The following is a 25,401-nucleotide window of genomic DNA, read 5'->3' as shown; positions in this document are numbered from 1 at the left end:
TTTCCCTTGTCCTCCGCTGCCACTGCTGTGTCCCCGGCCGCGCGCCTGCGCGGATGGAAGCCCGACTGGATCTCCGATCCGAAGGTCTGGCGCACCGAGATCCTCGCGGGCCTCGTCGTCGGGCTCGCGCTGATCCCCGAGGCGATCTCGTTCTCGGTCATCGCCGGTGTCGACCCGGCGATCGGTCTGTTCGCCTCGTTCACGATGGCCGTGGTCATCTCGGTCGTGGGCGGCCGCCGGGCCATGATCTCCGCGGCCACCGGCGCCGTCGCCCTGGTCATCGCCCCGCTCAACCGGGAGCACGGCTTCGGCTACCTGGTCGCCGCGGTCATCCTGGCCGGCGTCTTCCAAGTCGCCCTGGGAGCACTCGGGGTGGCGAAACTGATGAGGTTCGTACCCCGCTCGGTGATGGTCGGGTTCGTCAACTCCCTCGCCGTCCTGATCTTCATGGCGCAGGTCCCGGAGATGACCGACGTACCGTGGGCCGTCTACCCGCTGATCGCTGCCGGCCTGGGCCTGATGGTCCTCTTCCCGAAGATCACCACCGTGGTCCCGGCGCCCCTCGTCTCGATCGTCGTCCTCACCGCCGTCACCATCGGCGCAGCCGTCGCCGTGCCGACCGTCGGCGACAAGGGGGCCCTGCCGTCGTCCCTCCCGGTTCCGGGCCTGCCCGATGTGCCGTTCACCCTCGACACCCTGACGACCATCGCCCCGTACGCCTTCGCCATGGCACTGGTCGGCCTGATGGAGTCGCTGATGACCGCGAAGCTCGTCGACGACATCACCGACACCCACTCCGACAAGACTCGCGAGTCGGTCGGTCAGGGCATCGCGAACATCGTCACGGGCTTCTTCGGCGGCATGGGCGGGTGCGCCATGATCGGTCAGACCATGATCAACGTGAAGGTGTCCGGTGCCCGCACCCGTCTTTCCACCTTCCTCGCCGGGGCCTTCCTCATGGTGCTCTGCATCGTCTTCGGTCCGCTCGTCTCCGACATCCCGATGGCCGCGCTGGTCGCCGTCATGGTCATGGTGTCGTTCGCGACCTTCGACTGGCACTCCATCGCCCCCAAGACCCTCAAGCGGATGCCCGCCGGTGAGATCGCGGTCATGGTGATCACGGTTGCCTGCGTGGTCGCCACCCACAACCTCGCCATCGGCGTCGTCGTCGGCTCGATCACCGCCATGGTCGTCTTCGCCAAGCGGGTCGCCCACTTCGCCGAGGTCAGCGCCGTGCTCGACCCCGATGGCAGGACGGTCGTGTACCGGGTCACCGGGGAGCTGTTCTTCGCCTCCGCCAACGATCTGACGGGCCGGTTCGACTATGCCGATGACCCCGACAGGGTCGTCGTCGACCTGTCCGCCGCCCATGTCTGGGACGCCTCATCGGTGGCCGCACTGGACGCGATCGAGACGAAGTACGCGCAACGAGGCAAGACCGTCGAGATCACCGGTCTGAACGCCCCGAGTGCCGATCTCCACGGCAAGCTCACCGGCGAACTCGCCGGTTGATGTGCGGCCCGCGCCCCGGTCCGGGCGTCAGTGGGGGCGCGGGTACACGCCACAGGACGTGATCGGCTTGCCGTTCGCGTCGTCGAGACACACGCCGGCGTAGGAGCCGCCACCGACGACATCGGCGGGGAGGGTGGCCGGCACGGACGTCACGGTGTTGCAGTGAGTGCTGCTGCTCCGTGCGCCGAGGGGGTTCGCGTAGCCGTCGAACACGCTGTACCAGACTCGGCGGCAGCCGACGGATTTCAGTGTCCCGGTGAAGACGGCTGATCGGTTGTACCAGGTGAGAGTGCCTTTGATGGAGCTCCCGGCGCCGTCGGATACGTAGACCGCAGTGGGCGGGAGAGCGGCAGCCGTTGCCTCGGGCGCCGCGACGGCCGGTGCGGTCAGGGGCACGGACAGGGCCAGGCCGGCCGCGGTGAAGAGCGTGAGAGCAGAGCGACGCATCACGTTGTCTGTGTCCTAAGGTCGTGAGTGGGGGAAGTGACGCGACAAGGTTGCCCCATGGCCTCGCGCCTCAACCTCGACCGTCGCGCGACGTGGGTGCAGCCGGCCCGTGGGCGCCGCGCGGAGTCGAGGAGGGACGACTGCCCTCACCGCTGTGCTCGTACGACACCGTTCGCGGCCCACAATGCGGCCACGGAGGCATCCAGGGTGTGCTCCGTCCGCCAGCCCAACTCCTGTGCGGCGAGGGATGTGTCGGCGCGTTGCCAGGGCACCGCGACGGAGCGGCCGACCGCGCCCAGAGTCTCCTCGATGCGGCCTCGGAATCCGGAGGCGCGGATGAGGCCGTGGGCGAGGTCGCGGACGGGGACGGCGTGGCCGCTGCCGATGTTGAGCAGGGGTGGCAGGGGTCCGGGGTTGGTCAGGGCGAGGGCGGTGGCTGTGGCCACGTCGCGTACGTCGATGAAGTCGCGGTGTGCGGAGAGGTTGCCGACGTGGATGGTGCCGTGTGGGTCGTGGTGCAGGGCGGTGCGTAGTTCGGCGGTGAGTCGGCCGGGCAGTCCGGCGGTGGGGGCGCCCGGGCCGACCGGGTTGGTCACGCGGAGGACTACTGCGTCGAGGCCGGAGCCGGTGACGGCGAGGGTGCCTGTCAGTTTGGTGGCGCCGTACAGGGAGACCGGGCCGGCCGGGGCGTCCTCGGGTGTGCTCTCGCCGAGGATCGTCGGGCCGTACTCGGCGGCGGAGCCGAGATGGATGAGCCGGACTGTCGGCGCCGCGGCCTTGAGCGCCTCGCACAGCATCGCCGGGCCGCGCGCGTTGATCTCCGTCAGGGAGAGGACGCTGCCACCGACGGCGCCCGCGCAGTTGACCACCGCGTCGGGTGCGGCTTGTTCCAGTACGGCTGCGAGCACGCGCGGCGAGGTGGTGGCGAGGTCGACCCGGATGTCGTCGTCGGGAGAGCGTCCGCCGGTGAGCAGCCGCACGCCCGGCAGGGCGCGCAGCCGCTCGGCGATGTGCCCGCCCAGGTATCCGGTGGAGCCCAGGACGAGGATGCGCACGGGATCCGTCACGCTCCCTTCAGCAGGAGGGAACGGTGCGTGGTGAACTCGGCGTTGGCCCGGTCGTAGTCGTCGGGGCGGCCGATGTCGAGCCAGTATCCGTCGAAGTTGTGGGCGCGGGGCGGGGTTTCGGACTTGAGCAGGTCGATGACGAGTTCGTCGAAGCCGAGGGGGAGTCCGGGTGTGTAGTCGCTGAGGGTTGCCCGGGACACCCCGTAGACACCCATCGAGACCCGGTAGTCGATCTTGGGTTTTTCGGTGAAGGCGACGACGCGGGAGTTGTCGGTGGTGAGGACTCCGAAGTCGATGTGGACTTGGCGGGCGTAGGTGGCGATGGTGAGGGGTGCGTCGGATTGCTGGTGGCCGTGGAGGACGGAGGCGAAGTCGAGGTCGGTGAGGATGTCGCCGTTCATGACGAGGAAGTGTTCGGGGAGGCGGTCCATCATGGTGAGCAGGGGGCCCATGGTGCCCAGGGGGCTGTCTTCGGTGGCGTAGCCGACGCGCAGGCCCCAGCGGGCGCCGTTGCCGACGTAGGCGCGGATGATGTGGCCGAGGTGGCCGATGGCGATGGTGACGGTGGTGAAGCCGGCGGCGGCGAGTTGGCGGAGCACGATTTCGAGGATGGCGTGCTGGTCGCCGATGGGGACGAGGGGTTTGGGCAGGGCGGTGGTGTAGGGGCGCAGGCGGACGCCTTTGCCTCCGGCGAGGATGACGGCGTGCATGGGTTCGGGCTCCCTTGGTCGGTGGGCCGGGGTGTGGTGCGGGTCGTGTGCCGGTCTGGTGGGGCGGGTGCGACCCGGCGTCCGAAGCGGGGGTCAGATGTTGTAGATGTCGGTCTTGTAGCGGGCGAGGTTGGCGGGGTCGCTGAAGAAGGTGGCGGTGTGGGTGAGGCCTTCTTCGAGGGTGTGGGCGGGTTCCCAGCCGGTGGCGTGGTGCAGGCGGGTGGCGTCGGCGATCAGGCGCATGACTTCGGAGCCGGTGGGGCGGACGCGTTGGTCGTCCTCGTGGATGTCCAGGTCGGTGTTCATGACTTTGCCGATGAGGCGGACCAGGTCGCCGATGGAGATCTCGGTGCCGGTGCCGGCGTTGAAGGTGCGGCCGGCGACCTGGTCCAGGGGTGCGGTGCCGACGGCGAGGAAGGCGCGGGCGGTGTCCTCGACGTAGGTGAAGTCGCGGGTGGGGCGCAGGTCGCCGAGGGTGATGCGGCGTGATCCCGCGGCGATCTGGCCGATCACGGTGGGGATGACGGCGCGCATGGACTGGCGGGGGCCGTAGGTGTTGAAGGGGCGCAGGGTGATGACGGGGGTGTCGAAGGAGGCGTGGTAGCTGTCGGCGAGGCGGTCGCCGCCGGCTTTGGAGGCGGCGTAGGGGGACTGGGTGTTGATGGGGTGGTCCTCGGTGATGGGGACGGTCTGTGCGGTGCCGTAGGTCTCGCTGGTGGAGGTGTGGACGAGGCGGGGGGTGCCGAGTTGGCGGACGGCTTCGAGGACGTTGAGGGTGCCGGTGATGTTGGTGTCGACGTAGCTGTGGGGGGCGCGGTAGGAGTAGGGGATGGCGATGAGGGCGGCGAGGTGGTAGGCGGTTTCGGCGTCTTGGAGGAGGTCGTGTACGGAGCCGGGGTCGCGGACGTCGCCGAGGACGATGTCGACTTCCGCGAGGGTTTCGGGTGGGAGGGTCTCCAGCCAGCCGTAGCTGGAGAAGGAGTTGTACTGGGCCATCGCGCGGACGCGGTGTCCGGTGGCGACGAGGGCTTCGGTGAGGTGGGAGCCGATGAAGCCCTCGGCTCCGGTGACGGCGACAAGGGGTGCCGTGGTCATGGGTACTCCAGGAGTGTGGCGTGGAATGCGGGTGACGAGGTGCGGGCCGCGGATTCAGGCGTGCGCCGTCGGGCTGCCCAGCCGGACGAGGGCGAGGACCAGCAGGAGACCGGCAGCGGCTGCGTCGCAGAGCGCGGCGGGCAGGACGAGCGCCGTGGTGGCGGCCGACAGAGTGATCGCGGCCGGCAACCAGGCGGTACCGAAAGCCTGCAGGAGGAGGGCCGTCCACAGCACCGCGCCCACGGTGAGCAGTTCGGCGGCCGGGACGGAGGCGGCGAGCGCGCCGAGGACCAGCAGGGTCGAGTACACCCCGACGCACAGCAACAGGGCACCGGCGGCGCGCAGCAGGAAACCGGCGGGGGTCGCGGAGGCGCGCAGGGCGGACACGGCGAGGCCGCGGAAGCGATACAGAAGCCACTCGGCCGGGCCCATGCTCAAGGTCAGCACCACGACCGCGTACGGATGTGCCTCACCCAAGGACAGCGTCATCGCGCCCGCGGCGAAACCGAAGAGCGCGTACGGCGCCGAGTGCAGCAGAGGCGTCCTCGGACCCGGCTCGGGCGCGCCCCGCAGCGCCCGCACCAGCACGAGCGCGGCGATGGCCACCGAGAGTTCGAGTCCGGTCAGGAGCATGCCTGTGCGTACGACGGTCGGCGGCTGCCACCACAGCAAGGACAGAGCGCCGGCCGTCACGGGCAACAGGGCCGCGGCCAGTAGCCGTTCGTGGCCGAGGACCAACAGCACGCCGCCCGCGGCGAGATAGGAGGACTGCCCGACGGCGAACGCCGCACCCGGGCCCTGCCCGGCCACCACCCACCCGGTGGCGGCCGCCGCGACGGCGCCCAGTGGCGCCCCCACGGCCAGTGTGCGTGCTGCTTCCCGCCGCCCGACGGCGAGCCGTACGTAGGCGCGGTGGCTGAGTCCTTGTGTCCACGCCCAGGACACCAGCGCCGCCACGGCCAGGCCGCGGAGCCCGGCCGCGCCGCCCCAGAGCCCGCCCGCGAGCAGATAGGCCGTGCCGGGGAGCGCGAACAGAATCCCGCGCAGCAGGCACCGCACGTGATCGGGCCGCCACGGGTCGGCCGGCACCGGCGGAGCCGCGTGGACACGGGGCACGCGCCGGTACACGTCCTCGGCCAGCGAGAACAGATCGGAGTGCCGATACGTCCGCTGAATGCGCCCGACACTGAGCCCTTGCGCCTCGAGGAGCGCCGCGACCTCGTAGGGGTGCACGGCGGATCCCACGTCGTCGGCGAGTTCGGCGGCCAGCGCGTCGACCGGGTCGTCGGCGTGGACCGGGTGCAAGGTGAACGCCCGGCCGCCCGGTCCCTTCCGCGCTCGCACCAGGCGTTCGCGTCGAGCGGTGAGCGTGTCCCCCAGGGGGCCGTGCGGCGGAACGGCGATCGGACCGCTCATACGGCCACCCCGACCGGCTCGCGTCCGACGGCCGTGTGTTGGCCCAGCTCGCGGTAGATGGCGCAGAACGCTTCCACGGTCTGCCGCAGTGTGAACTGTTCGATCACCCGCAGGCGGGCCGCCTCGCCCATCGCCGCCCTGCGCGGGCCGTCGGAGAGGAGCTCCAGGGCCGCCCGCGCCATCGCCTGCGGGTCGCGGGGCGGGACGACCAGGCCGGTCGGGCCGACCGCCTCCCGGACCCCGCCGACGTCCGTGGAGACGGTGGCGCGGCCGCACGACATCGCCTCGATGAGCGTGAACGGAAAGCCCTCGCTGATGCTGGAGAGCATCACGACGTTGCCCGCCGCGTAGGCGTCCTTGATGTGTTCCACGCGGCCCTCGAAACGCACCGCGTCGCCGACGCCGAGGGAGGCCGCCAGTGCCTCGCAGCGTTCCCGGTACCCCTCGCCGCCCCGTGGAGTGCCGCCGAACAGCCTCAACTGCGCGTCGGAGACCTTCTGTTGGACCACGGCGAACGCGCGGATCAGCGTCTCCAGGTCCTTGATCGGGTCGACCCGGCCGGCCCAGCTGAGCGTGGGACGCTCCGGTTCGGGGCCGGCCGGCGGGAACGCCGCCGGGTCCACGCCGTTGTAGACCGTGCGGATCAGCGCCGGATCGGCGCCGCCCCGCTCCTCCCACAGCCGGTTGTAGCGATTGCCGGGAGTGATCAGCGCGGCCCTGCGGTACGTCTCCTCGGCGAGCAGCCGGAAGAAGCCCAGCAGCAGCGCCTTGACCGGCCAGGCGTACGGGCCCGTCCGGTAGCCCAGATAGCGCTCGCGCAGATACACCCCGTGCTCGGTCAAGAGCAGGGGTACACCGTGGAGTTGACGGGCTATGAGGCCGGGGAGGGCGGCGATGCCGCCGCTCACCGCATGCACCACTCCACGTTCTGGCGGGCGTGCGGCCAGGGGGCGCAGGGCGTGTTCCAGCAGACTCGACGCGGTGACCGCGTCGTGCAGGGTGGGCCGGGCCGCGGCGGTCTCCAGATCGGGACGCCGCCACACCGAGGTGAGTACGCGTACCGCTCCGTCTCCGCGCAACACCTGCGAGAGGGCGCCGCCGTGGGCGTAGCGTGCGAGTTCGTACAGTGCGGGGCCGAAGCCCTCCTCGGCCGCCGGGTCGAGCAGGGACGTGACGAACTGCTCGTAGGCGGCCAGGATCCGGCGCGCGGTGCGGCCGCGGGGCGCGGGGCCGGACGGGGCCGGCCCCCACATGGGCAGCACCGTCGGAGGCGACACGTGGGGCGGCAGTTTCCAGGCCAGCGCCTCGCGCCCGGTGCCGGTGACCGCGATGACGTCGAAGCGAACCTCCGGCATGCCGCGTACGAGTTGGTCGCACCAGACGCTGACGCCGCCGTGGCTGTGCGGATAGGTGCCTTCGGTCAGCAGGGTGACCTGCGGCACGGAGCGCAGATGAGCAGCAGGAGAGATGGGGGACACAGGGGGGACGGGAGAGATGGGAGAGTTGAGCGCGTCCATCACAGTGGTGTATTCCGGTTCACTCGCTCGTGGGTGCGGGGCTAGTTGGGCAGCCGCAGTGTCACCTGGGTCTGCAGGAGGGCGGGTGTCACCCAGCCTGACTGCCTCCCGGCATAGGCGGAGCCGAACGTCTTTGTCCCGAGGGCGAGTTGCTGCACGGTTCCGGTCGGCGCCGTCGCGGTGACCGCCACACCCGAAGGGGCCTGGACCGTCACCGTCGTACCGATCCGGTAGGCCGTCACCTTGTTGGCGGCCACGGCCGCGCGCCAGGCCGCTCGCTGCTTCATCTCCGTGGCGATCTGCGCCATCGGCAGGTTCTCGATCGGCGTGGACGACGTGAAGAGCGAGGCGTACTTGTCGAGGACGCTGTCCAGCACCGGATAGGCGATCCGGTCCTCGGCGAGGTTGGACTGGTGGATGTAGTGCGGGTCCGGGTCGTTGCCGAGCACGTGCCCGAACGCGGTGCGTGCCTCCAGCGGCACGATGTACGACGTGTACCCGTCGGCCGAAAGCGGCTGGGACAGGCAGGTGGTGGTGGCCGAACCCTCGCAGATGCCGCTGCCGCCGTCCGCCTTCGAGGTGTAGATCCAGTTGTACTCGTCGACCATCTCGGCGGCCTTGCCCGCGTTGTAGAAGACGTTCATCGGGTGGCGCGGCACGGTGAGCGCGGGCCCGACCTTGCGCTGTTCGCTCTCGCGGGAGGCGTCCGATGCCAGCGATGTGACCCCGTTCAGGCTGAGGGCGCCGGACAGGTTCGGGTTGTCCTCGGGCTGCTGGGGCAGCACCTTCAGACCCGAGTGCTCACCGGTGACCAACTCGGCTCTGTTCAGCGGAAGTCCGGCGCGCTGGGCCCAGCCCCGGTTGTCGGAGATCTCCTGCGAGATCTTCGCCTGCGTCACCCACTGCGTCGTCCCGTTCGCGTTCGTGGCGCACTTCCACGGCACCGTGCTGACGTCCTGCACACAGCCGAGGAAGGGATGGTCGTAGGTGTGGTTCACCCACCGGTACGTCGCCTTGTCGGCGATCAACTGGGCGGCCAGGGCGTCGGATCCGCCGTTGTCCTGCTTGAACATCTCGCTGCCGCCACCGTTGAACACCATGTCGAGGGTGAAGCCACGCTGCTTGGACCACTGTGCGGCGTACTGGGCGTCGGCAGCGGTCATCCGGATCTCGTCGGGTGTGCCGCCGCCCCCGGGACAGTCGACGTCGCCCGGTGTGCAGTTGAGGTCGGAGTTCCACCGGTCGTCGGCGAGGAACACGTCGTCGACGTGGACCGCGAAGTAGTTCCTCGAGGCGCCCAGGTGCATGCCCTGCGTCATCCAGTCGACGATGCCGCGGGCCAGCAGCCGGAACTGCTGCTGATACTGGTTGTAGACGAAGTTCACCACCAGTTCGCGGCGCCCGTCGTGCTTGTACTCGCCCACCAGCGAGCCCTTCTGGCCGGTGCCGGGGATCTCCGCCTCCACGTAGGGAGTGAAGTCGGCGCCGGCGGCCGGCTGCGCGAGATAGCCGTAGCTCTCGGCCACGTCGGGCGAGTTGTTCTCGAACGGCACCGAGCCGGACAGATAGCCGAACGCGGCGCTCTTGCCCGCGTCCGTCACCTGAGCCTCGGTGCCGTCGAGAATCCCCGCGAACTGCGGTGGCTGCTCGCCGACATCGGCCTTGGCATACGTGTACGCGTCCACTTGCGGGATCGCGAACTTCTTCTCGAAGTCGGCGAGCGCGGTCGACTCCGCCGAGCCGGCGCCGAACGGATTGTCGTTGGGCAGGACGACCGCCTGGAACTTGGCCCGCGCCCGGCCGCCGACCGTGTCGGCGAGGAACGCGGCGTCGATCACCGGCCGGTTGGACTGCGTGAGATCGACGGTGGTGTAGGGCGTTCCCTCGCTGTCGAGTTCGGCGGCGATGGCCGCGGTGGCCGGGCCTCCGTCGGTCACCACCAGGACACGCAGGTCGATGCGCGGTGCGGTGTCGGCGGCCGAAGCGGGTGCCGTGGGCAGCGAGAGCGCGAGAAACAGAGCGCCGGCACCGACGGCCGCCGCTCCCGTGGAGCGATTCATGTGGTTGTGGTCCCCTTCTGACCGAACGCAGGCAGCCCCCGCTGCCCTGCGTTCGCCCCCCAGCGGCACCGACCCGGTCGCAGTTCGTGGCCGTGCCGCTCTGACGCGTCACATAGTGATGCTCAGCGGGACGCCGCGTGCGGGTTCTGTGAAAACACAGGGCGGGAGTGCGTGATCGATCCGAGGTGTGCGGCGGCGCGTGGGAGCGGGCGCGATGGAGCCGGAGCGAAGCACTCCAGAAGCAATGAGCCGGTCAGGAGCGTGTGTGTCCCCTGAAGGAGTTGCCGGTCCACTGTCACGTGTGACGTGTTCCGCCGCAGATCAAGTTCACTCTTTGGGGTGGGGTGAAGAAGTGGACGCGTATGCGATAGCAAGCGCTGTAGTGCGGTGTCCGCTCCCGAGCGGATCGGCGACACTCGCTCGGGACACGAATCCTGCGGGGACTCCGAGACGCATGTATCGGCCGTCACGCCGCTTGATCGGTCCGCTGGTGCTGGCGATCCTCACCTGCCGAGACGGCCCCAAGGACACCCGGGCCGACGACCGGTTGCTGGCCGATGCGGCCGAAGCCGCCGTTGCCGCACTCGGCGCGGGCGCTCCCGCCCCCGAAGCCGACTGAACGGGAACGGTCTCAAAGGCCAGGGACCGGTCGGTGACGGTTGCATGCCGCTTCCGCCGCTTCCGCCGCTTCCGTCGGTCCAACCGGTTCCAACGCTTTCACCGGATCGTGCAGCGGCCGGTGCCCCGGCATGGGTTCACACGTTCTCAGGTCCCTGAGGGCCGTCGGCGATGAGCGTGGTGACGTCCACCAGCGATGGCCGGGCCGGCGCCGACGAGAAGCCGAACCTGACGGGCGGGGCGAGCGGTGCGAGAGGGCCGAGGTCACGGTTGTCCAGGCGTGCCGACGCTGCGATCACCTGGTGCTCGTCGAGGGCGCAGTAGTACTCGCGCCGTCCGCCGCCCGCGCTGCCGACGGTCCGCACGCCGTGTCGGACCAGACGGGCAGCGGGGTCGGTCACCCGGCACCAGGCCACCGTGCGGGCCATCCTTCGGGGGACGAGGCCCAGTACCCGTCCCAGGCCGGTCCGTCGGCCGACGGTGATCGAGAGGTTCAGGGATTCGGCCCGGACGTCGAGGCGCGAAGGGGCGATCCGGTCCAGCGCCACGGTTTCCACCCGCACCTCGTCGAACGTGTAGGTGGCCGCGATGTAGTCGGCGACGGTCCGCGTCGGCGCGATCAGAATGCGGTGCCCGTCGGACCGCTCGACCATCACATCGGTCACCGTCCCGAACGGCGAGGCCGACCACATGCCGACGACGAGCCGCACTCCGGAGCGGGTGCCGACTCCCGCGATCGCACCGTCGAATCTGTCCACGAACCCCAGCCTAGGGTCGGAGACGGATCATTCAGCGAAGGACGCGGACGCGTGCGTGCAAGGACCCGTGGAAGCACGCCGACGCCGTCACCTTCCTCGTGTGCCGCGAAGCGCCCGCCGCGGGGCAGCTGGGTGTAGCGCGTGAGGCGGCAGGCGCACTCGGCCCGACTGTGTGGTGTACGGGCGAGTCGGCGGGGACCAGGGCGGCGCCCGTCGGCTCCGCGCGCTGGTCCGACCGACCGAAGCCGAGGTGGTCGAGGAAGTCGACCGTGCGGGTGCGGGTGCGGGTGTGGGCGAGCGCGGGTGTGATGTCCCGCCAGAGATGGGAGGAGTACGGCGTGCACTCCAGAACGGACAGAGGCGGGGTTCGGCTCCGGACGGGCTTGCCGGCGACGTCCGGGCCGCTGCAGCTACGGCAGTTCCTTGCGCATCACGGTGCACATGGTTTCGTGGCGACGCAGTGTGCCGTCGAGGGTCTGTTCGTCCCAGGCGTCCGGCCGACGGTCGAAGGCGCGGTAGCCGAGACGCTCGTAGAGCACGCGGGCACGCGGGTTGTTCTCCTCGACGCTCAATTCCGCGTGCCGCAGCCCGCGCTTCTTGATGCGTCCTTCCGCGGCCGAGACGAGAACGGTGCCGATGCCGCAGGACTGCAGCGCGGGGTGGACGGCCAGCTGCCACAGCGTGCCGACGCCGTCCGTGACCCAGTAGTCGATCCCGCACTTGGCGATCGGAACATCAGCGCGTGCGCAGACTGCCAGGTAGTCGACTTCGCCGCGCCGCGCGCGCTCCAACTGCCTTTCGACGTTGGTGAGATGGAGGGCGGACCCGGCCCAGCCGCACGCCGGCAGATCCGCGTGCGTCAGATCCCGCACGGTCAGCTTCAACTCAACGCTGCTCATCATCTTCGACGCCTCCGGCATGCCTGGCATGCCAGCTTTCACCCCGGCAGAATCCAATGCAACTCCCATTCCCTTGCTGAACCGTCATCACTCCGCATTCGTCTCGCCCGACCGTCGTCGGACTCCTGGAGACCCGGACAACGAGCCGGTCGAGCATCCCTGAGTCGAAAGACCTGTCCCTGCCCGTGCCGTTGGCAGTTGTCAGAAGGAAGTCGTGTGTCCACAAGGCGGCCTTGAGGTCGCACTGGCATATGTCGTAGCGTTTCATATACGCCGTGGGGGTACACCCAACGCCCGTCGTTCCTCGGCAAGTTGCCCTCGGGCGGCCGGAGTCGCATCGCCGACTACGCGGCTCCGGCCTTCCGTTCACGGCATACGGCCGGGCTGCCTCCCGCACCCCGGCAGTGCCGCGAACGGATTGAGGGGGAGCACGTGAAGGGGAGCCGTGCTTCCTCCGGGGAGCCTCGCCGATGTTCGCATTCCGATTTCCGGCGGGGCCACTCCATGTTTCTTGCCAGTGAACGCGCGTAGCTATCGTGACGAGCCCCGCGGATTCCGGCCGGGTGCCCGTCACACTCGGTACGGGAGCTCTGCGGGCCGCTCAAGGCTGCACCACGGGAGCCGAGCCCTGTCCCCTCGCATCTGTACCGTGCCAAGTTCCGGCCCGTTGTCGGATTCGGCGAAGGCTCTTCGTCGTCCTGGTGAAACGGTCGAAAGGAGAACGCCATGAAGTACGTACTGTTCGTCGCCACCGACCCGGCAGGGGAGCCGGTCGACGAGACCCCCGACGCATGGGTGGAGAAGTGGGGTGACCAAGGCGTGCGGATCGAGGGGATGCCGCTCACGCCTCCCGCGGAGGCGACCACGGTCCGCGTCCGCGAGAACCAAGTGCTCGTCACCGACGGGCCGTTCGCGGAGACGAACGAGTGGATCGCCGGGTACGACCTCATCGAGGCCGTCGATCTCGACGAGGCGATCGAGGTCGCCGCGTCGCACCCCATGGCCACCGCGGGCCGCATGGAGATCCGGCCGGTCGAACCACTGGAACTGGGGCCGGACACGGACAACGTCCCGCACTCGGGCGACGAGCCGGCCTCCCGGTTCCTCGGCATCGTCCGGACGGACCCGGCCGCGCCGCCGTTCACGCCGTCGCGCGCCTCGGTGGCCGCATGGGTCCGCGAGGGCCGCGCCGCCGGCCTGTACCTGGGCGGTGAGCATCTGCGTTCCGTGGAGGACGCCACTCTGGTGCGCCGCAGGGGAGGGGAGTTGCTGATCACCGACGGCGCGTACACGGACGTACCCGAGTCGGTGTCCGGCATCGTCTTCATCGACGGGGAACGGGAGGAAGCGCTCGACTATCTGTCGCGCTGCCCCATGGCGCGGTCAGGGAGCGTCGAACTGCGCGCATTCTGGCGGGACTTCTCGTGAGCACAGCGCGGGCGCAGGTGCGGGCGGCGCTCGCGGAGGCACACCGTGCCGAGTGGGGCGCCGTCTTCGGCACGATCGTGCGCCTGACCGGCGACTGGGAACTGGCGGAGGACTGCGCGCAGGACGCGTTCACCCGTGCTCTGACGGCCTGGGAGAAGGATGGGGTGCCGCGCAAGCCGGGGGCGTGGCTGGTGACCGCGGCCCGGCACCGCGCCGTGGACGTCCTGCGGCGCCGGAGCACCGAGAGCGCCAAGCTCGTGGAGGTCGCCGCGCTGCAGGCGGGCCATGAACCCCCGCCTCCCGGGGACGAGAAGCTGCGGCTGTTGTTCACCTGCTGCCATCCCGCGCTTCCGCTCGAATCGCGGGTCGCCCTGACGCTCCGCGCCGTCGGCGGTCTCACCACGCGCGAGATCGCCCGGGCCTTCCTGATCGGCGAGGACACCGTGTCACAGCGAATCCTGCGGGCGAAACGGAAGATCGCGGCGGCCGCGATCGGCTACCGCGAACCGTTGCCCGGGGCACGCGCCGACCGGCTGGGCGGGGTCCTCGCCGTCATCTGTCTCATCTTCACCGAGGGCTACGCACCCAGTGACGGCAGCACGACACGTGACGAGCTTGCCGAGGAGGCCATCCGGCTCGCGCGGCTCGTCACCGCCGAAGCGCCCGGCGATTCGGAGGCACGGGGGCTGCTCGCGCTGCTGTTGCTCCAGCACTCCCGGCGTGCGGCGAGAGTCGACGCCGACGGCGGGCTCATCACCTTGGAACGCCAGGACCGGACGCGATGGGACCACACACTCGCCGCCGAGGGTGTGGCCCTGGCCCGCGAGGCGGCTCCGGCCGGCGGCCCTTTCGCCCTTCAGGCGTCCATCGCCGCGCAACACGCGCTCGCTCCTACGGCCGCCAGGACCGACTGGAGCGCCATCGTGGAGCTCTACGACCGCCTCCTCGACCTGCGGGCCAACCCGGTGGTCGCGCTCAACCGGGCTGTTGCTGTGGGGATGCGCGACGGGCCACAGGCCCAGCTGGATGCCGTCGACCGCCTCGACACGCACCGGCAGCTGGCCGGACACCACGCGGTGCCGGCCGTACGCGCGGACGCACTGCGCCGGCTCGGACGCCCCCGCGAGGCCGCACAGGCCTACCGGGCGGCGGAGGCGATCGCTCCGAACAAGGCGATCGCCCAGGAGTACGCGCGGCAACTGGCCGACCTGGGATGCGACGGCTGACCATGTCGCCGGGACGGCAGGGCCGAGGAGTCCGTCTGCCGTGCGCTTGTCCGGTTCAAGGGAGGTGCGCGGCGACGGTGAACTCGGCACCTCTCGGGTGAGCCAGTGCTGTGGGCACCAGCCAGACCGTGGCCAGGGGCGGCAGGGACAGGGCGATCGACGCACGGCGACCGTGGCAGGGGACCGGTGTGCGGGGGAGTGCGCCGGGGTTGGTGACGTCGCCGCCGCCGTAGCGGGCCTGGTCGGTGTTGAGGACTTCGTGCCAGGCGGGGATGTCGTCGGGGACGCCGAGCCGGTACTCGTGGCGGATGACGGGGGAGAAGTTGGAGACGGCGAGCAGGGGGGTGCCGTCGGCGGCGTGGCGCAGGAAGGCGAAGACGTTGTCCTCGGCGGCGTCGCCGATGACCCAGGAGAATCCGGCGGGGTCGGTGTCGCGTTCCCACAGGGCGGGTGCGTCGCGGTAGACGTGGTTCAGGTCGCGGACGAGGTCGCGTACTCCGCGGTGGTCGGCCTCGGCTCCGTAGGCGGGGTCGAGGAGCCACCAGTCGGGGCCGTGGGCTTCGGACCATTCGGCGCCCTGGGCGAATTCCTGGCCCATGAAGAGGAGTTGTTTGCCGGGGTGGGCCCACATGAAGCCGAGGTAGGCGCGGTGGTTGGCGCGTTGTTGCCACCAGTCGCCGGGCATTTTGGAGACGAGGGAGCGTTTGCCGTGGACGACTTCGTCGTGGGAGATGGGCAGGACGTAGTTCTCGCTGTAGGCGTACACCATGGAGAAGGTCATCTCGTTGTGGTGGTACTTGCGGTGTACGGGTTCGTGGCTGATGTAGTCGAGGGAGTCGTGCATCCAGCCCATGTTCCATTTGAGGCCGAAGCCGAGGCCGCCGAAGCCGGCGGGGCCGGTGTGGTGGGTGGGGCGGGTGACGCCGTCCCAGGCGGTGGATTCCTCGGCGACGGTGACGACGCCGGGTACCCGGCGGTAGAGGGTGGCGTTCATCTCCTGGAGGAAGTCGACGGCGTCGAGGTTCTCCCGGCCGCCGAACTGGTTGGGGGTCCATTGGCCCTCCTCGCGTGAGTAGTCGAGGTAGAGCATGGAGGCGACGGCGTCGACGCGCAGGCCGTCGATGTGGAACTCCTCGCACCAGTACAGGGCGTTGGCGACGAGGAAGTTGCGGACTTCGCGGCGTCCGTAGTCGAATTCGAGGGTGCCCCAGTCGGGGTGGGCGGAGCGCAGTGGGTCCTCGTGTTCGTACAGGGGGCGGCCGTCGAACTCGGCCAGGGCCCAGTCGTCGCGCGGGAAGTGGGCGGGGACCCAGTCCATCAGGACGCCGATGCCGGCCTGGTGGAGTGTGTCGATGAGGTGTTTGAAGTCGTCGGGGGTGCCCAGGCGGGCGGTGGGGGCGTAGAAGCCGGTGACCTGGTAGCCCCAGGAGCCGCCGAAGGGGTGCTCGGCCACCGGTAGCAGTTCCACGTGGGTGAAGTTCAAGTCGGTGAGGTAGGCGGGGAGTTGCTCGGCGAGCTGGCGGTAGGTGAGACCGGGGCGCCAGGACGGCAGATGGACCTCGTAGACCGAGAACGGGGCCTGGTGGACGGGGCGTTCACCGCGCCGCTCCATCCACTGCGTGTCCTGCCAGGAGTGGTGCGAGACGTGTACGACGGACGCGGTCGCCGGCGGCTTCTCGGTGCCGCGTGCCAGGGGATCCGCATGCTGGCGGCGTGTGCCGTCGGGCCCGATGATCTCGTACTTGTACAGCTCGCCCTCGCCGATGCCGGGCACGAACAACTCCCAGACACCGGAACGCCCGAGGGAACGCATGGGCGTGGCCGCACCGTCCCAGCACGTGAAGGTGCCGACCACGCGGACACCGAGTGCGCGCGGCGCCCACACCGTGAACCGTGTCCCGAGCACCCCTTGGTGCTCCATGACGTGGGCGCCGAGCGCCGTCCACAGCTCCTCGTGGCGGCCCTCACCGATCAGATGCAGATCCAACTCGCCCAGGGCGGGCAGGAATCGGTACGGGTCGTCCTGCTCCACGGCAGCCTCCGGGTATCCGGTCCGGAGCCGGTAGGGTGCGCCGGGCGCCATGGGAATCCGGCCCGCGAACAGGCCGTCCCCCGTGTGGGGCAGGACCCACACCGCGTCGTCGGTCCGCACCTCCACGCTGTCCGCGCCCGGCCGCAGACAGCGCACGACGACCCCGCCCGGCACAGGATGACTGCCCAGCACCGCGTGCGGGTCGTGGAACGCCCCGTCCACCAGGCGGACCCGGACGGCCGGGTCGATGTCCGCTGCGGCGTGAGCGGAGCGGCGCGCGAGCGGGGCGGGGGCCGGGGCGACATGGACACTCATGGTGCTCCTTGCGGGGGATCGAAGCGGGCCGGGCAGCCGGGGTCAGCGCGCCGACGTCAGACGGGCGACCGCCCGCAGGGGCACAGCGGTCCAGTCCGGCCGGTGGGACGCCTCGTACAGCACTTCGTAGACGGCACGGTCCGCCTCGTACGCACGCAACAGAGGTTCTGCCGCGAGGGGATCGAAGCCACCCGCCTCGCCGTAGCCCGCGCAGAACGCGGTCCTGCATCGGTCGGCCCAGTCCGGATGTGCGCCGCGACCCATGTGGCCGGCGTAGTCGAACGACCGCAGCATGCCGACGATGTCCCGCATCGGTGAACGGTCCGCGCACCGCTCGGCCATCGGCTGCGAGGGTTCGCCCTCGAAGTCCACGACGTGCCATCGGCCGCGCGCCCACAGGACCTGCCCGAGGTGCAGATCGCCGTGGATGCGCTGCAACGGCAGGTCGTCACCCGCTTCGGACGCGACCGCGAAGATGTCCCGCAGGGCAGGGCTGTGCCGGCTCAGGGCCGGGACCGCCGCGGCAGCGTGGACGAGGCGCCGCGTCATCTCCTCCGCCAGCCGCGGCAGATGGTGGGGAGTGGGCGGACGGGTGGGGAACGCCGAGGCGAGGGCCATGTGCAGCTCACCGGTCGTACGGCCCAGGTGGTGGGCCTGCTCGACGAAGCCGTCCCGCGCGGTCGCCGGGTTCAGGGCCAGCGTCCAGCCGTCCACGGCCCCGGAGATGAAGGGCTGGACCATGCCGAGCGTCGCCCAGAACGGGACCGTCGTGCAGAACCAGGCCGACGGCGCGGGCACCCACGGATAACCGGAGCGCGACAGGGCGGTCGGCACCTCCAGGTCCGGGTTGGTGCCCCGTTGTACGCGGCGGAACAGCTTGAGGATGAGCTGATCGCCGTACACGATCGAGGTGTTGGACTGCTCGGTGCTCACGACCCGCGGCGTGAGGCCCGCGGGGACCGCTGAGCGGGGGAAGGACTCGAAGTGGAGATGTCCTGTCGTCCCGCCGCGCCGGATCCGGTCCAGCAGCAGGACCGCCACCCGGTGGTCGTGGACCGCGTCGTAGACCACCAGTTCATGTCCGTCGGGTCCGTCGACGCGACCCACGACGCAGTGTCGCAGCCGCGGCGGGGGAGTGCGGGTCGCGCCCAGCACCAACTGGTAGTGAGCGGCGTCCCTTTCGGTGCTCTCCTGCACGCGGATCAGCAGATGGAAGCAGTCCGGAGCCAGTTCGGTCGCGGCCGCCACCGACACATCGGTGATGCGGTGCCCGGAGCCGCTGTACCAGCGCTGTCCGGGCAGCCAGCGCCGCAGCAGCTCGGTGAGGGAGGAGCCGAGCACCAGCGACCGCACGCCGTCCATTTCGGCCAGAGTCGAGTTCATGGCGTCAGGTCCAATCGTGACGAGCGACGCGGGGGGTGAGCCGACCGGCGGGCAGCAGCCTGAACCAGTAGAAGCCGTGCCCCGCCAACGTCAGCAGGTAGGGCAGTTCGCCGATGGCGGGGAAGCGGACGCCGCCGATGAGTTCGACGGGGTGGCGTCCGTTGAAGGACTGGAGGTCGAGTTCGGTGGGCTGGGCGAAGCGGGAGAAGTTGTGGACGCACAGGACGAGGTCGTCCTTGTACTCGCGCAGGAACGCGATCACGGCCGGGTTGGACGAGGGGAGTTCGGTGTAGGAGCCCAGGCCGAAGGCCGGGTTCTGTTTGCGGATCTCGATCATGCGGCGCGTCCAGTGCAGCAGTGAGGACGGCGAGGACATGGAGGCTTCGACGTTGGTGACCTGGTAGCCGTAGACCGGGTCCATGATCGTGGGGAGGTAGAGGCGGCCGGGGTCGCAGGAGGAGAAGCCGGCGTTGCGGTCGGGGGTCCATTGCATGGGGGTGCGGACCGCGTCGCGGTCGCCGAGCCAGATGTTGTCGCCCATGCCGATCTCGTCGCCGTAGTAGAGGATCGGGCTGCCGGGCAGGGACAGCAGCAGGGCGGTGAACAGTTCGATCTGGTTGCGGTCGTTGTCCAGGAGCGGGGCCAGGCGCCGGCGGATGCCGATGTTGGCGCGCATGCGCGGGTCCTTGGCGTACTCCGCGTACATGTAGTCGCGTTCCTCGTCGGTGACCATTTCGAGGGTGAGTTCGTCGTGGTTGCGCAGGAAGATGCCCCACTGGCAGGAGGAGGGGATCGCGGGGGTCTTGGCGAGGATCTCGGAGACCGGGTAGCGCGATTCGCGGCGTACGGCCATGAAGATGCGGGGCATGACGGGGAAGTGGAAGGCCATGTGGCATTCGTCGCCGCCGGAGGCGTAGTCGCCGAAGTAGTCGACGACGTCCTCGGGCCACTGGTTGGCCTCGGCGAGGATGACGACGTCGGGGTACTGGGCGTCGATCTCCTTGCGGACCCGTTTGAGGAAGTGGTGGGTGGCGGGGAGGTTTTCGCAGTTGGTGCCCTCCTCGGCGTAGAGGTAGGGGACGGCGTCGAGGCGGAAGCCGTCGATGCCCAGGTCGAGCCAGAAGCGCAGGGCGGCCAGGATCTCTTCCTGGACGGCCGGGTTCTCGTAGTTGAGGTCGGGCTGGTGGGAGAAGAAGCGGTGCCAGAAGTACTGCTTGCGGACCGGGTCGAAGGTCCAGTTGGAGGCTTCGGTGTCGACGAAGATGATCCGGGCGTCCTGGTACTGCTTGTCGTCGTCGGCCCAGACGTAGTAGTCGCCGTAGGGTCCCTCGGGGTCCGAGCGGGACTGCTGGAACCACTCGTGCTGATCGCTCGTGTGGTTCATGACGAAGTCGATGATCACCCGCATGCCGCGCTGGTGCGCGGCGTCGACGAACTCCACGAAGTCGGCCAGATCACCGAACTCCGGCAGCGCCGCGATGTAGTTGGCCACGTCGTAACCGCCGTCGCGCAGCGGCGACTTGAAGAAGGGCGGCAGCCAGAGGCAGTCCACGCCCAGCCACTGGAGATAGTCCAGCTTCGCCGTGATGCCCTTGAGGTCGCCGACGCCGTCGCCGTTACTGTCGTAGAACGAACGGACCAGGACCTCGTAGAAGACAGCACGCTTGAACCACTCCGGATCCCGGACGACCGCTCTCGCGGCGTCCGGACAGGCGGGCAGCATGAATTCGTTCGTCGTCATGAGGGTTCTCCCTCGTTCGGATCATGCCGTTCCGGAAGAGCTCTTTTCCTGACTCAACCGATGGTCAGAAGGTGCGCGGGCGCCGTGCCCGGCGTCAGCCGCACAAAGTTCGTGTCATTCCAGTGATAGATGTCGCCCGACAGTTCGTCGCGCACGCGGAAGACCGCGCCGGGTGCGAGCCCCAGGGCTTCGAGATCGAGTCGGACCGTCGCCTCCTGGGTGTGGTGCGGGTCGAGGTTCACGACCACCAGAACCGTGTTCGAACCACTGCGCTTCGAGTACGCGATCACCGCGTCGTTGTCGGCGTGATGGAAGTGCACGTCACGCAGTTGCCGCAGCGCGGGGCTGCGTCGCCTGACGTCGTTGAGCGCCGCGAGCAGAGGGGCGATCGTCCGTCCCTCGCGCGCCGCCGACTCCCAGTCCCGCGGCCGGAGTTCGTACTTCTCGGAACGGAGGTAGTCCTCGCCGCCCGGACGGAGCGGAATGTTCTCGCAGAGTTCGTATCCGCTGTAGACGCCCCAGGAGGGGGAGAGGGTCGCGGCGAGGACCGCGCGGAGTTCGAAGGCGGGACGGCCGCCGTGCTGCAGGAACTCGGGCAGGATGTCAGGGGTGTTCGCGAAGAAGTTCGGTCGGAGAACAGCAGCCGTCTCCTGCGTCAACTCCTTGACGTAGTACGTGAGTTCCTGCTTCGAATTGCGCCAGGTGAAGTACGTGTACGACTGCTGGAATCCGATCTCGGCGAGGGTGCGCATCATCGCCGGGCGGGTGAACGCCTCCGCCAGGAAGATGACATCGGGGTCGGCGCGGTTGATGTCCGCGATGACCTGCTCCCAGAACACGACCGGTTTCGTGTGCGGGTTGTCGACGCGGAAGATGCGGACGCCGTGCGCCATCCAGTGCCGCAGGATCCGGGTCGTCTCGGCGATCAGGCCCGGCATGTCCTGGTCGAAGGCGATCGGATAGATGTCCTGGTACTTCTTCGGCGGGTTCTCGGCGTACGCGATCGTGCCGTCGGGGCGGTGATGGAACCAGTCCGGGTGCTTGTCCACCCACGGATGGTCGGGCGAGCACTGCAGCGCGAAGTCCAGGGCCACTTCCAGGCCCAGCTCCGTGGCTCGCGCCACGAACGCGTCGAAGTCGTCGAGCGTGCCCAGATCCGGATGGATCGCGTCGTGACCGCCCTCCGGTGAACCCACCGCCCACGGGACACCCACGTCGTGCGGGCCTGCGGACAGCGCGTTGTCCGGGCCCTTGCGGAAGGTCGTCCCGATGGGGTGGATCGGCGGCAGGTAGACGACGTCGAAGCCCATCTCCGCGATGGCCGGCAGGCGCCGGGCCGCGGTGGCGAAGGTGCCGCTGACGGGCCGTCTGCCGGGTTCGACGAGGGCGCCCTCCGAGCGCGGGAAGAACTCGTACCAGGAGCCGTACAGCGCCCGCTCCCGCTCCACCAGCAACGGCAGCTCCCGGCTCTCGGTGAGCCTCTCGCGTACGGGGACGGCCTCCAGAGCGGCCCGAACTGCCGCCGAACACACGGCGTTCATGCGTTCGTGCGGGCTGAGGGTCGCATCCCCCAGAGCGGTCAGCGCCTCCTGCACGGCGGCACGCGCCCGCGGGTCGGTGAGGCGCGCCCGTGCGCCCTCCAGGTGCACGGCGCCCTCTTCGAGGGTGTGCTCGCAGTCCACCCCGGCGGACACCTTCACGGCGGCGTCCCGCCTCCATGTGGCCACGGGGTCGCTCCACGCGCGAACGCGGTACGTCCAACGGCCCGGCGCGTCGGCGCCGACCTCGGCGCTCCACCGGTCCGTTCCCGGAGCGGACTCCGTCATCGGCCACGGACCCGTCTCGCGCCCCTCGGGATCGCACAGCACGACCTCGGCACCGAGGACGGAATGGCCCTCGACGAAGACCAGGGCGGAGACCGGGAACACCTCTCCCACCACGGACTTGGCCGCACGCCTGCCACCGTCGACGGCGGGGCGCACGTCCTCGACGGACAGCGGGACACCACGCTCGTACACGGCGGTCATGACGTGTCACCTCGCGAGTCGAGCACCGGGGGCCGCGGACGTGCGGCCGCCTCGGCGGCCTGCGCGGCTTCCCTGCCGCACCGTTCACCGGTGGCCCGGCACAGATCCGCGACGGCCCGTACGAAAGCGCTGTGGGTCGGAGGGTCGGCCGGACGCGCCAGGAAGCGGCGTTCCCACAGGCGGTACCGCGCCAGGCACCGGTCGAGTTCACCGGCGGCACGCGACGTGTTCGGCGTCATCGGCCTTCGGACCTCCGGAGCTCCGCGACGCCGGACCTGTCGGCCCGTCCACCGTTCACGGAGCGGAATCGCGCCGTCACCATCCGGCGCTCCCTCACCCATGGTGCGGCGCCCTTGCCGATTCGTCCTGTTGAACCGAACGTCGCCGGTCGACCACGCTCCGGTTGCACGAATGGAGTAATGCGCTCACGCTGGCCAGTGACTCTCAAGCGGTCCCTGCTCACCCTCCGTGCGAACGGGACGTCCGAGGCGACGGATCGTGGGCCCGCGGTGAGGAGCGAGAATCATGCTTCACGAAACGCCCCGCTACTACCACGTCACGGTGGAGCCGGCCCCCGAACGGGTCGGACAGGTCCAGCGGATCATGGCCGCGCACCTGCGCTACTGGGGCCTTCAACGACTGGCCGGTTCCGCCACCCGTGGCCTCGGCCTGCTTCTGGAACTCGCCGTCGAGGGCTCTGCCGAGACCCGCGTCGAGATCGAGGCGTGGTGGACCGGGCAGCATCTCATCAGCGCGGTGTCCTACGAGGGCACGGCCACCGCGCCCGCCCACGGACTCCCGCTGCGGTGCTCGTCGCAGATCGCGGCCATGAGCGACGGCTGGGGCAGCTGCGTGCAGAACGCCCAGCGGATCGTCTGGTTCTCGCTGCGCAGCCGCACCGGGGACCGTGAGGTCCTCGTGCCCAAGCGGCCGATGCCCACGGCGAGCGAAGCACGGCTGCTGCCGGCCGCCGTCCCCGTGCCGGCCGGCCTCGGCGCGGGCCGGGCTTCGTGACCGCACGACGAGCGTCGTCCGGGACACCGGTACGCGCCCGCGGCGGCCGCCCCTATCCCCTCGGGGCGACCTACGACGGCCACGGCACGAACTTCGCCCTGTTCAGCGCCGTGGCCGAGCGCGTGGACCTGATCCTGCTCGACCCCGACGGCACCGAGCACACGATCGCGCTGCCCGAGGTCGACGGAACCGTGTGGCACGGCTACGTCCCCGGCATCGCACCGCCCCAGCAGTACGCGTACCGGGTCCACGGGCCGTGGGAACCGGCCTCGGGGCACCGCTGCGACCCCGACATCCTGCTGCTCGACCCCTACGCCAAGGCCGTCCACGACCGTACCGGCAGCGCCGGCGCCGACGGGCAGGGGCTGTGCGGCGTGGTCGTCGACCCGGCCTACGACTGGGCCGACGACACCCCGCCCTGCCACGCCTACGCCGACACCGTCATCTACGAGACACACGTACGTGGTCTGACCGCGCGGCACCCGGAGGTCCCGCAGGCGCTGCGCGGCACCTACGCCGGTCTCGCCACCCCGGCCGTGCTCGACCACCTCACCTCGCTGAAGGTGACCGCGGTCGAACTGCTCCCGGTGCACCAGTTCGTCCAGGACGGCTTCCTGCGCGACCGCGGACTGTCCAACTACTGGGGCTACAACACCATCGGCTTCTTCGCGCCCCATCACGCCTACGCCGCCCACGGCACCCTCGGCGAACAGGTCACCGAGTTCAAGGACATGGTGCGCGCGCTGCACGCGGCGGGGCTCGAAGTCATTCTCGACGTGGTCTACAACCACACGGCCGAGGGCAACGAGAACGGCCCCACGCTGTCGTTCCGCGGCATCGACAACGCCTCGTACTACCGGCTCGCCGACGACGACTTCAGCCGCTACTACGACACGACGGGCACCGGCAACAGTCTGCTGATGCGCCACCCCAACGTCCTGCAACTGCTCATGGACTCGCTGCGGTACTGGGTCACCGAATGTCATGTGGACGGCTTCCGCTTCGACCTCGCGGCCACGCTGGCCCGCCAGTTCCACGAGGTGGACCGGCTGTCGGCCTTCTTCGACCTCATCCAGCAGGACCCCGTGGTCAGCCGCGTCAAGCTGATCGCCGAACCCTGGGACCTCGGCGACGGCGGCTATCAGGTGGGCAACTTCCCGCCGCAGTGGTCCGAGTGGAACGGCAAGTACCGCGACTGCGTCAGGGACGTGTGGCGGGCCCGTACGGGCACCCTGGGCGAGTTCGCGGCCCGGCTCACCGGATCGGCCGACCTCTACCAGCGCGACCGGCGCCGCCCCCGGGCGAGCGTCAACTTCATCACGGCCCATGACGGCTTCACGCTGCGCGACCTCGTCTCGTACAACGACAAGCACAACGAGGACAACGGCGAGGACAACCGGGACGGCGAGAGCACGAACCGGTCCTGGAACTGCGGCGTCGAGGGGCCGACGGACGATCCGGACGTCCTCGCGCTGCGCGCCAGGCAACAACGCAACCTGCTGGCCACGCTACTGCTGTCCCAGGGCATCCCCATGCTCGCCCACGGCGACGAGCTCGGCCGCACCCAGCGGGGCAACAACAACGCCTACTGCCAGGACAGCGAGCTGACCTGGGTCGACTGGGACCTCGACGACACACGCTCGGCACTGCTCGACTTCACCCGCACCCTCGGCGCCCTGCGCGCGGACCATCCCGTGCTGCGCCGGCGCCGGTTCTTCCGAGGGCAGGCGGCACCCGACAGCGGACCGGGCCTGCCGGACGTGGGCTGGCTGCGCCCCGATGCCGCCACCATGACCGAGGACGACTGGAACGACCCGAACGCACACGCGCTGACCGTCTTCCTCAACGGCTGCGCGATCCTCGAACCCGACGGCGACGGGGACCGCGTCGTGGACGACTCGTTCCTCCTGCTCCTCAACTTCGGCTGGCAGCCGGTGGAGTTCCGGTTGCCCGACGCGTCGTACGGACAGTCGTGGACCACCCGGATCGACACCGCGAACCCCGACGAGATGCCGGACGAGACGGAGCACAAGGCCGACGCCACGCTCCGGCTCGACCCCCGGACCCTGCTCGTCCTCACCCGCCCCGCGAACGGCTGAACGCGAGGCGGAGCACAAGGCCGACAGCCCCGCCTCG

At 69.9% G+C, this 25,401-nt stretch carries 20 protein-coding genes; 6 read left to right on the top strand and 14 right to left on the bottom strand.

The genetic code is table 11. The annotated features are described in order from the left end of the window. Positions 1-27 precede the first annotated feature (27 nt). Complete coding sequence (locus J3486_RS16020; protein ID WP_207820972.1) at positions 28-1,512, top strand: SulP family inorganic anion transporter; 1,485 nt, start codon at positions 28-30, stop codon at positions 1,510-1,512. Positions 1,513-1,539: 27 nt separating this feature from the next. On the opposite strand, the gene J3486_RS16015 is transcribed toward J3486_RS16020, so the two are convergent. From J3486_RS16015 to J3486_RS15985, 7 genes are all read right to left on the bottom strand, one after another. Then, positions 1,540-1,959, bottom strand: a complete 420-nt coding sequence (locus J3486_RS16015) for a hypothetical protein (RefSeq protein ID WP_207820971.1) — start codon at positions 1,957-1,959, stop codon at positions 1,540-1,542. A 146-nt stretch (positions 1,960-2,105) separates the two neighbouring features. Continuing rightward, the gene (locus J3486_RS16010) at positions 2,106-3,014 is read right to left on the bottom strand and encodes an NAD(P)-dependent oxidoreductase (RefSeq protein ID WP_207821252.1); all 909 of its coding nucleotides are present in this window, start codon (positions 3,012-3,014) and stop codon (positions 2,106-2,108) included. Between the two features lie 8 nt (positions 3,015-3,022). Then, on the bottom strand, positions 3,023-3,736 hold the full coding sequence (locus tag J3486_RS16005; protein ID WP_207820970.1) for a nucleotidyltransferase family protein: 714 nt from the start codon (positions 3,734-3,736) through the stop codon (positions 3,023-3,025). 93 nt (positions 3,737-3,829) lie between these two features. After that, positions 3,830-4,831: a GDP-mannose 4,6-dehydratase gene (locus tag J3486_RS16000; protein WP_207820969.1), complete on the bottom strand. Its 1,002-nt coding sequence runs from the start codon at positions 4,829-4,831 to the stop codon at positions 3,830-3,832. A gap of 54 nt (positions 4,832-4,885) precedes the next feature. Further along, on the bottom strand, positions 4,886-6,247 hold the full coding sequence (locus tag J3486_RS15995) for a hypothetical protein (RefSeq protein WP_207820968.1): 1,362 nt from the start codon (positions 6,245-6,247) through the stop codon (positions 4,886-4,888). Continuing rightward, complete coding sequence (gene pelF, locus J3486_RS15990) at positions 6,244-7,689, bottom strand: GT4 family glycosyltransferase PelF (RefSeq protein ID WP_307804849.1); 1,446 nt, start codon at positions 7,687-7,689, stop codon at positions 6,244-6,246. The genes J3486_RS15995 and pelF overlap by 4 nt, the downstream gene beginning before the upstream one ends. A 116-nt stretch (positions 7,690-7,805) precedes the next feature. After that, positions 7,806-9,824: a hypothetical protein gene (locus tag J3486_RS15985; RefSeq protein WP_207820966.1), complete on the bottom strand. Its 2,019-nt coding sequence runs from the start codon at positions 9,822-9,824 to the stop codon at positions 7,806-7,808. Between the two features lie 454 nt (positions 9,825-10,278). On the opposite strand from J3486_RS15985, the gene J3486_RS15980 reads away from it, so the two are divergent. After that, positions 10,279-10,443 carry a hypothetical protein gene (locus tag J3486_RS15980; protein WP_207820965.1) on the top strand — a complete coding sequence of 55 codons (165 nt, stop codon included), beginning with the start codon at positions 10,279-10,281 and terminating at the stop codon, positions 10,441-10,443. Positions 10,444-10,579: 136 nt separating this feature from the next. Here the strand turns inward: J3486_RS15980 and J3486_RS15975 are convergent, their stop codons facing one another. After that, positions 10,580-11,200 carry a hypothetical protein gene (locus J3486_RS15975; protein WP_207820964.1) on the bottom strand — a complete coding sequence of 207 codons (621 nt, stop codon included), beginning with the start codon at positions 11,198-11,200 and terminating at the stop codon, positions 10,580-10,582. A 410-nt stretch (positions 11,201-11,610) separates the two neighbouring features. After that, positions 11,611-12,099 carry an N-acetyltransferase gene (locus J3486_RS15970; RefSeq protein WP_207821251.1) on the bottom strand — a complete coding sequence of 163 codons (489 nt, stop codon included), beginning with the start codon at positions 12,097-12,099 and terminating at the stop codon, positions 11,611-11,613. A gap of 726 nt (positions 12,100-12,825) precedes the next feature. Between J3486_RS15970 and J3486_RS15965 the strand changes: the two genes are divergently transcribed. Together J3486_RS15965 and J3486_RS15960 are read left to right on the top strand one after the other, a co-directional pair. After that, on the top strand, positions 12,826-13,527 hold the full coding sequence (locus J3486_RS15965; protein ID WP_207820963.1) for a YciI family protein: 702 nt from the start codon (positions 12,826-12,828) through the stop codon (positions 13,525-13,527). After that, positions 13,524-14,753 (top strand): sigma-70 family RNA polymerase sigma factor, encoded by a 1,230-nt coding sequence (locus J3486_RS15960; protein WP_307804828.1) that lies wholly within the window; start codon positions 13,524-13,526, stop codon positions 14,751-14,753. Before J3486_RS15965 ends, J3486_RS15960 begins: the two co-directional genes overlap by 4 nt. A 55-nt stretch (positions 14,754-14,808) precedes the next feature. Here the strand turns inward: J3486_RS15960 and glgB are convergent, their stop codons facing one another. The 5 genes from glgB to J3486_RS15935 all read right to left on the bottom strand — a co-directional run bounded on the left by glgB (position 14,809) and on the right by J3486_RS15935 (position 22,490). Continuing rightward, positions 14,809-17,100, bottom strand: coding sequence for a 1,4-alpha-glucan branching enzyme (gene glgB, locus J3486_RS15955; protein WP_207820962.1), 2,292 nt, complete (start codon positions 17,098-17,100; stop codon positions 14,809-14,811). 42 nt (positions 17,101-17,142) lie between these two features. Beyond that, a complete protein-coding gene (locus J3486_RS15950) occupies positions 17,143-18,483 on the bottom strand; it encodes a phosphotransferase (RefSeq protein ID WP_207820961.1) in 1,341 nt (446 codons plus the stop codon). A gap of 4 nt (positions 18,484-18,487) precedes the next feature. After that, positions 18,488-20,206, bottom strand: a complete 1,719-nt coding sequence (gene treS / locus J3486_RS15945; protein ID WP_207821249.1) for a maltose alpha-D-glucosyltransferase — start codon at positions 20,204-20,206, stop codon at positions 18,488-18,490. Positions 20,207-20,277: 71 nt separating this feature from the next. Beyond that, positions 20,278-22,251, bottom strand: a complete 1,974-nt coding sequence (locus tag J3486_RS15940; protein WP_207820960.1) for an alpha-1,4-glucan--maltose-1-phosphate maltosyltransferase family protein — start codon at positions 22,249-22,251, stop codon at positions 20,278-20,280. Continuing rightward, positions 22,248-22,490 (bottom strand): DUF5133 domain-containing protein, encoded by a 243-nt coding sequence (locus J3486_RS15935; RefSeq protein ID WP_207820959.1) that lies wholly within the window; start codon positions 22,488-22,490, stop codon positions 22,248-22,250. The genes J3486_RS15940 and J3486_RS15935 overlap by 4 nt, the downstream gene beginning before the upstream one ends. 286 nt (positions 22,491-22,776) lie before the next feature. Here J3486_RS15935 and J3486_RS15930 point away from each other — a divergent pair, with 286 nt between their 5' ends. Both J3486_RS15930 and glgX read left to right on the top strand, forming a co-directional pair. Next, entirely contained in the window at positions 22,777-23,265 is a 489-nt protein-coding gene (locus J3486_RS15930; RefSeq protein ID WP_207820958.1) for a pep a2, read from the top strand. After that, positions 23,262-25,364: a glycogen debranching protein GlgX gene (glgX, locus tag J3486_RS15925; RefSeq protein ID WP_207820957.1), complete on the top strand. Its 2,103-nt coding sequence runs from the start codon at positions 23,262-23,264 to the stop codon at positions 25,362-25,364. Before J3486_RS15930 ends, glgX begins: the two co-directional genes overlap by 4 nt. Positions 25,365-25,401: the final 37 nt, after the last annotated feature.

The organism is Streptomyces sp. VRA16 Mangrove soil (genome assembly GCF_017377775.1).
Classification (GTDB): domain Bacteria; phylum Actinomycetota; class Actinomycetes; order Streptomycetales; family Streptomycetaceae; genus Streptomyces.
Note: the sequence above shows the minus strand (reverse complement) of the source record. Positions and strands in the feature narration are given on the sequence as shown.

Coding starts and splice junctions, on each gene's coding strand:
- J3486_RS15985 (WP_207820966.1), bottom strand. CDS start 9,824: ATGAATCGCTCCACGGGAGCGGCGGCCGTCGGTGCCGGCGCTCTGTTT.
- J3486_RS16005 (WP_207820970.1), bottom strand. CDS start 3,736: ATGCACGCCGTCATCCTCGCCGGAGGCAAAGGCGTCCGCCTGCGCCCC.
- J3486_RS15930 (WP_207820958.1), top strand. CDS start 22,777: ATGCTTCACGAAACGCCCCGCTACTACCACGTCACGGTGGAGCCGGCC.
- J3486_RS15970 (WP_207821251.1), bottom strand. CDS start 12,099: ATGAGCAGCGTTGAGTTGAAGCTGACCGTGCGGGATCTGACGCACGCG.
- J3486_RS15940 (WP_207820960.1), bottom strand. CDS start 22,251: ATGACCGCCGTGTACGAGCGTGGTGTCCCGCTGTCCGTCGAGGACGTG.
- J3486_RS15995 (WP_207820968.1), bottom strand. CDS start 6,247: ATGAGCGGTCCGATCGCCGTTCCGCCGCACGGCCCCCTGGGGGACACG.
- J3486_RS15980 (WP_207820965.1), top strand. CDS start 10,279: ATGTATCGGCCGTCACGCCGCTTGATCGGTCCGCTGGTGCTGGCGATC.
- J3486_RS15965 (WP_207820963.1), top strand. CDS start 12,826: ATGAAGTACGTACTGTTCGTCGCCACCGACCCGGCAGGGGAGCCGGTC.
- treS (WP_207821249.1), bottom strand. CDS start 20,206: ATGCTGCCCGCCTGTCCGGACGCCGCGAGAGCGGTCGTCCGGGATCCG.
- J3486_RS16000 (WP_207820969.1), bottom strand. CDS start 4,831: ATGACCACGGCACCCCTTGTCGCCGTCACCGGAGCCGAGGGCTTCATC.
- J3486_RS16015 (WP_207820971.1), bottom strand. CDS start 1,959: ATGCGTCGCTCTGCTCTCACGCTCTTCACCGCGGCCGGCCTGGCCCTG.
- J3486_RS15935 (WP_207820959.1), bottom strand. CDS start 22,490: ATGACGCCGAACACGTCGCGTGCCGCCGGTGAACTCGACCGGTGCCTG.
- glgB (WP_207820962.1), bottom strand. CDS start 17,100: ATGAGTGTCCATGTCGCCCCGGCCCCCGCCCCGCTCGCGCGCCGCTCC.
- J3486_RS15950 (WP_207820961.1), bottom strand. CDS start 18,483: ATGAACTCGACTCTGGCCGAAATGGACGGCGTGCGGTCGCTGGTGCTC.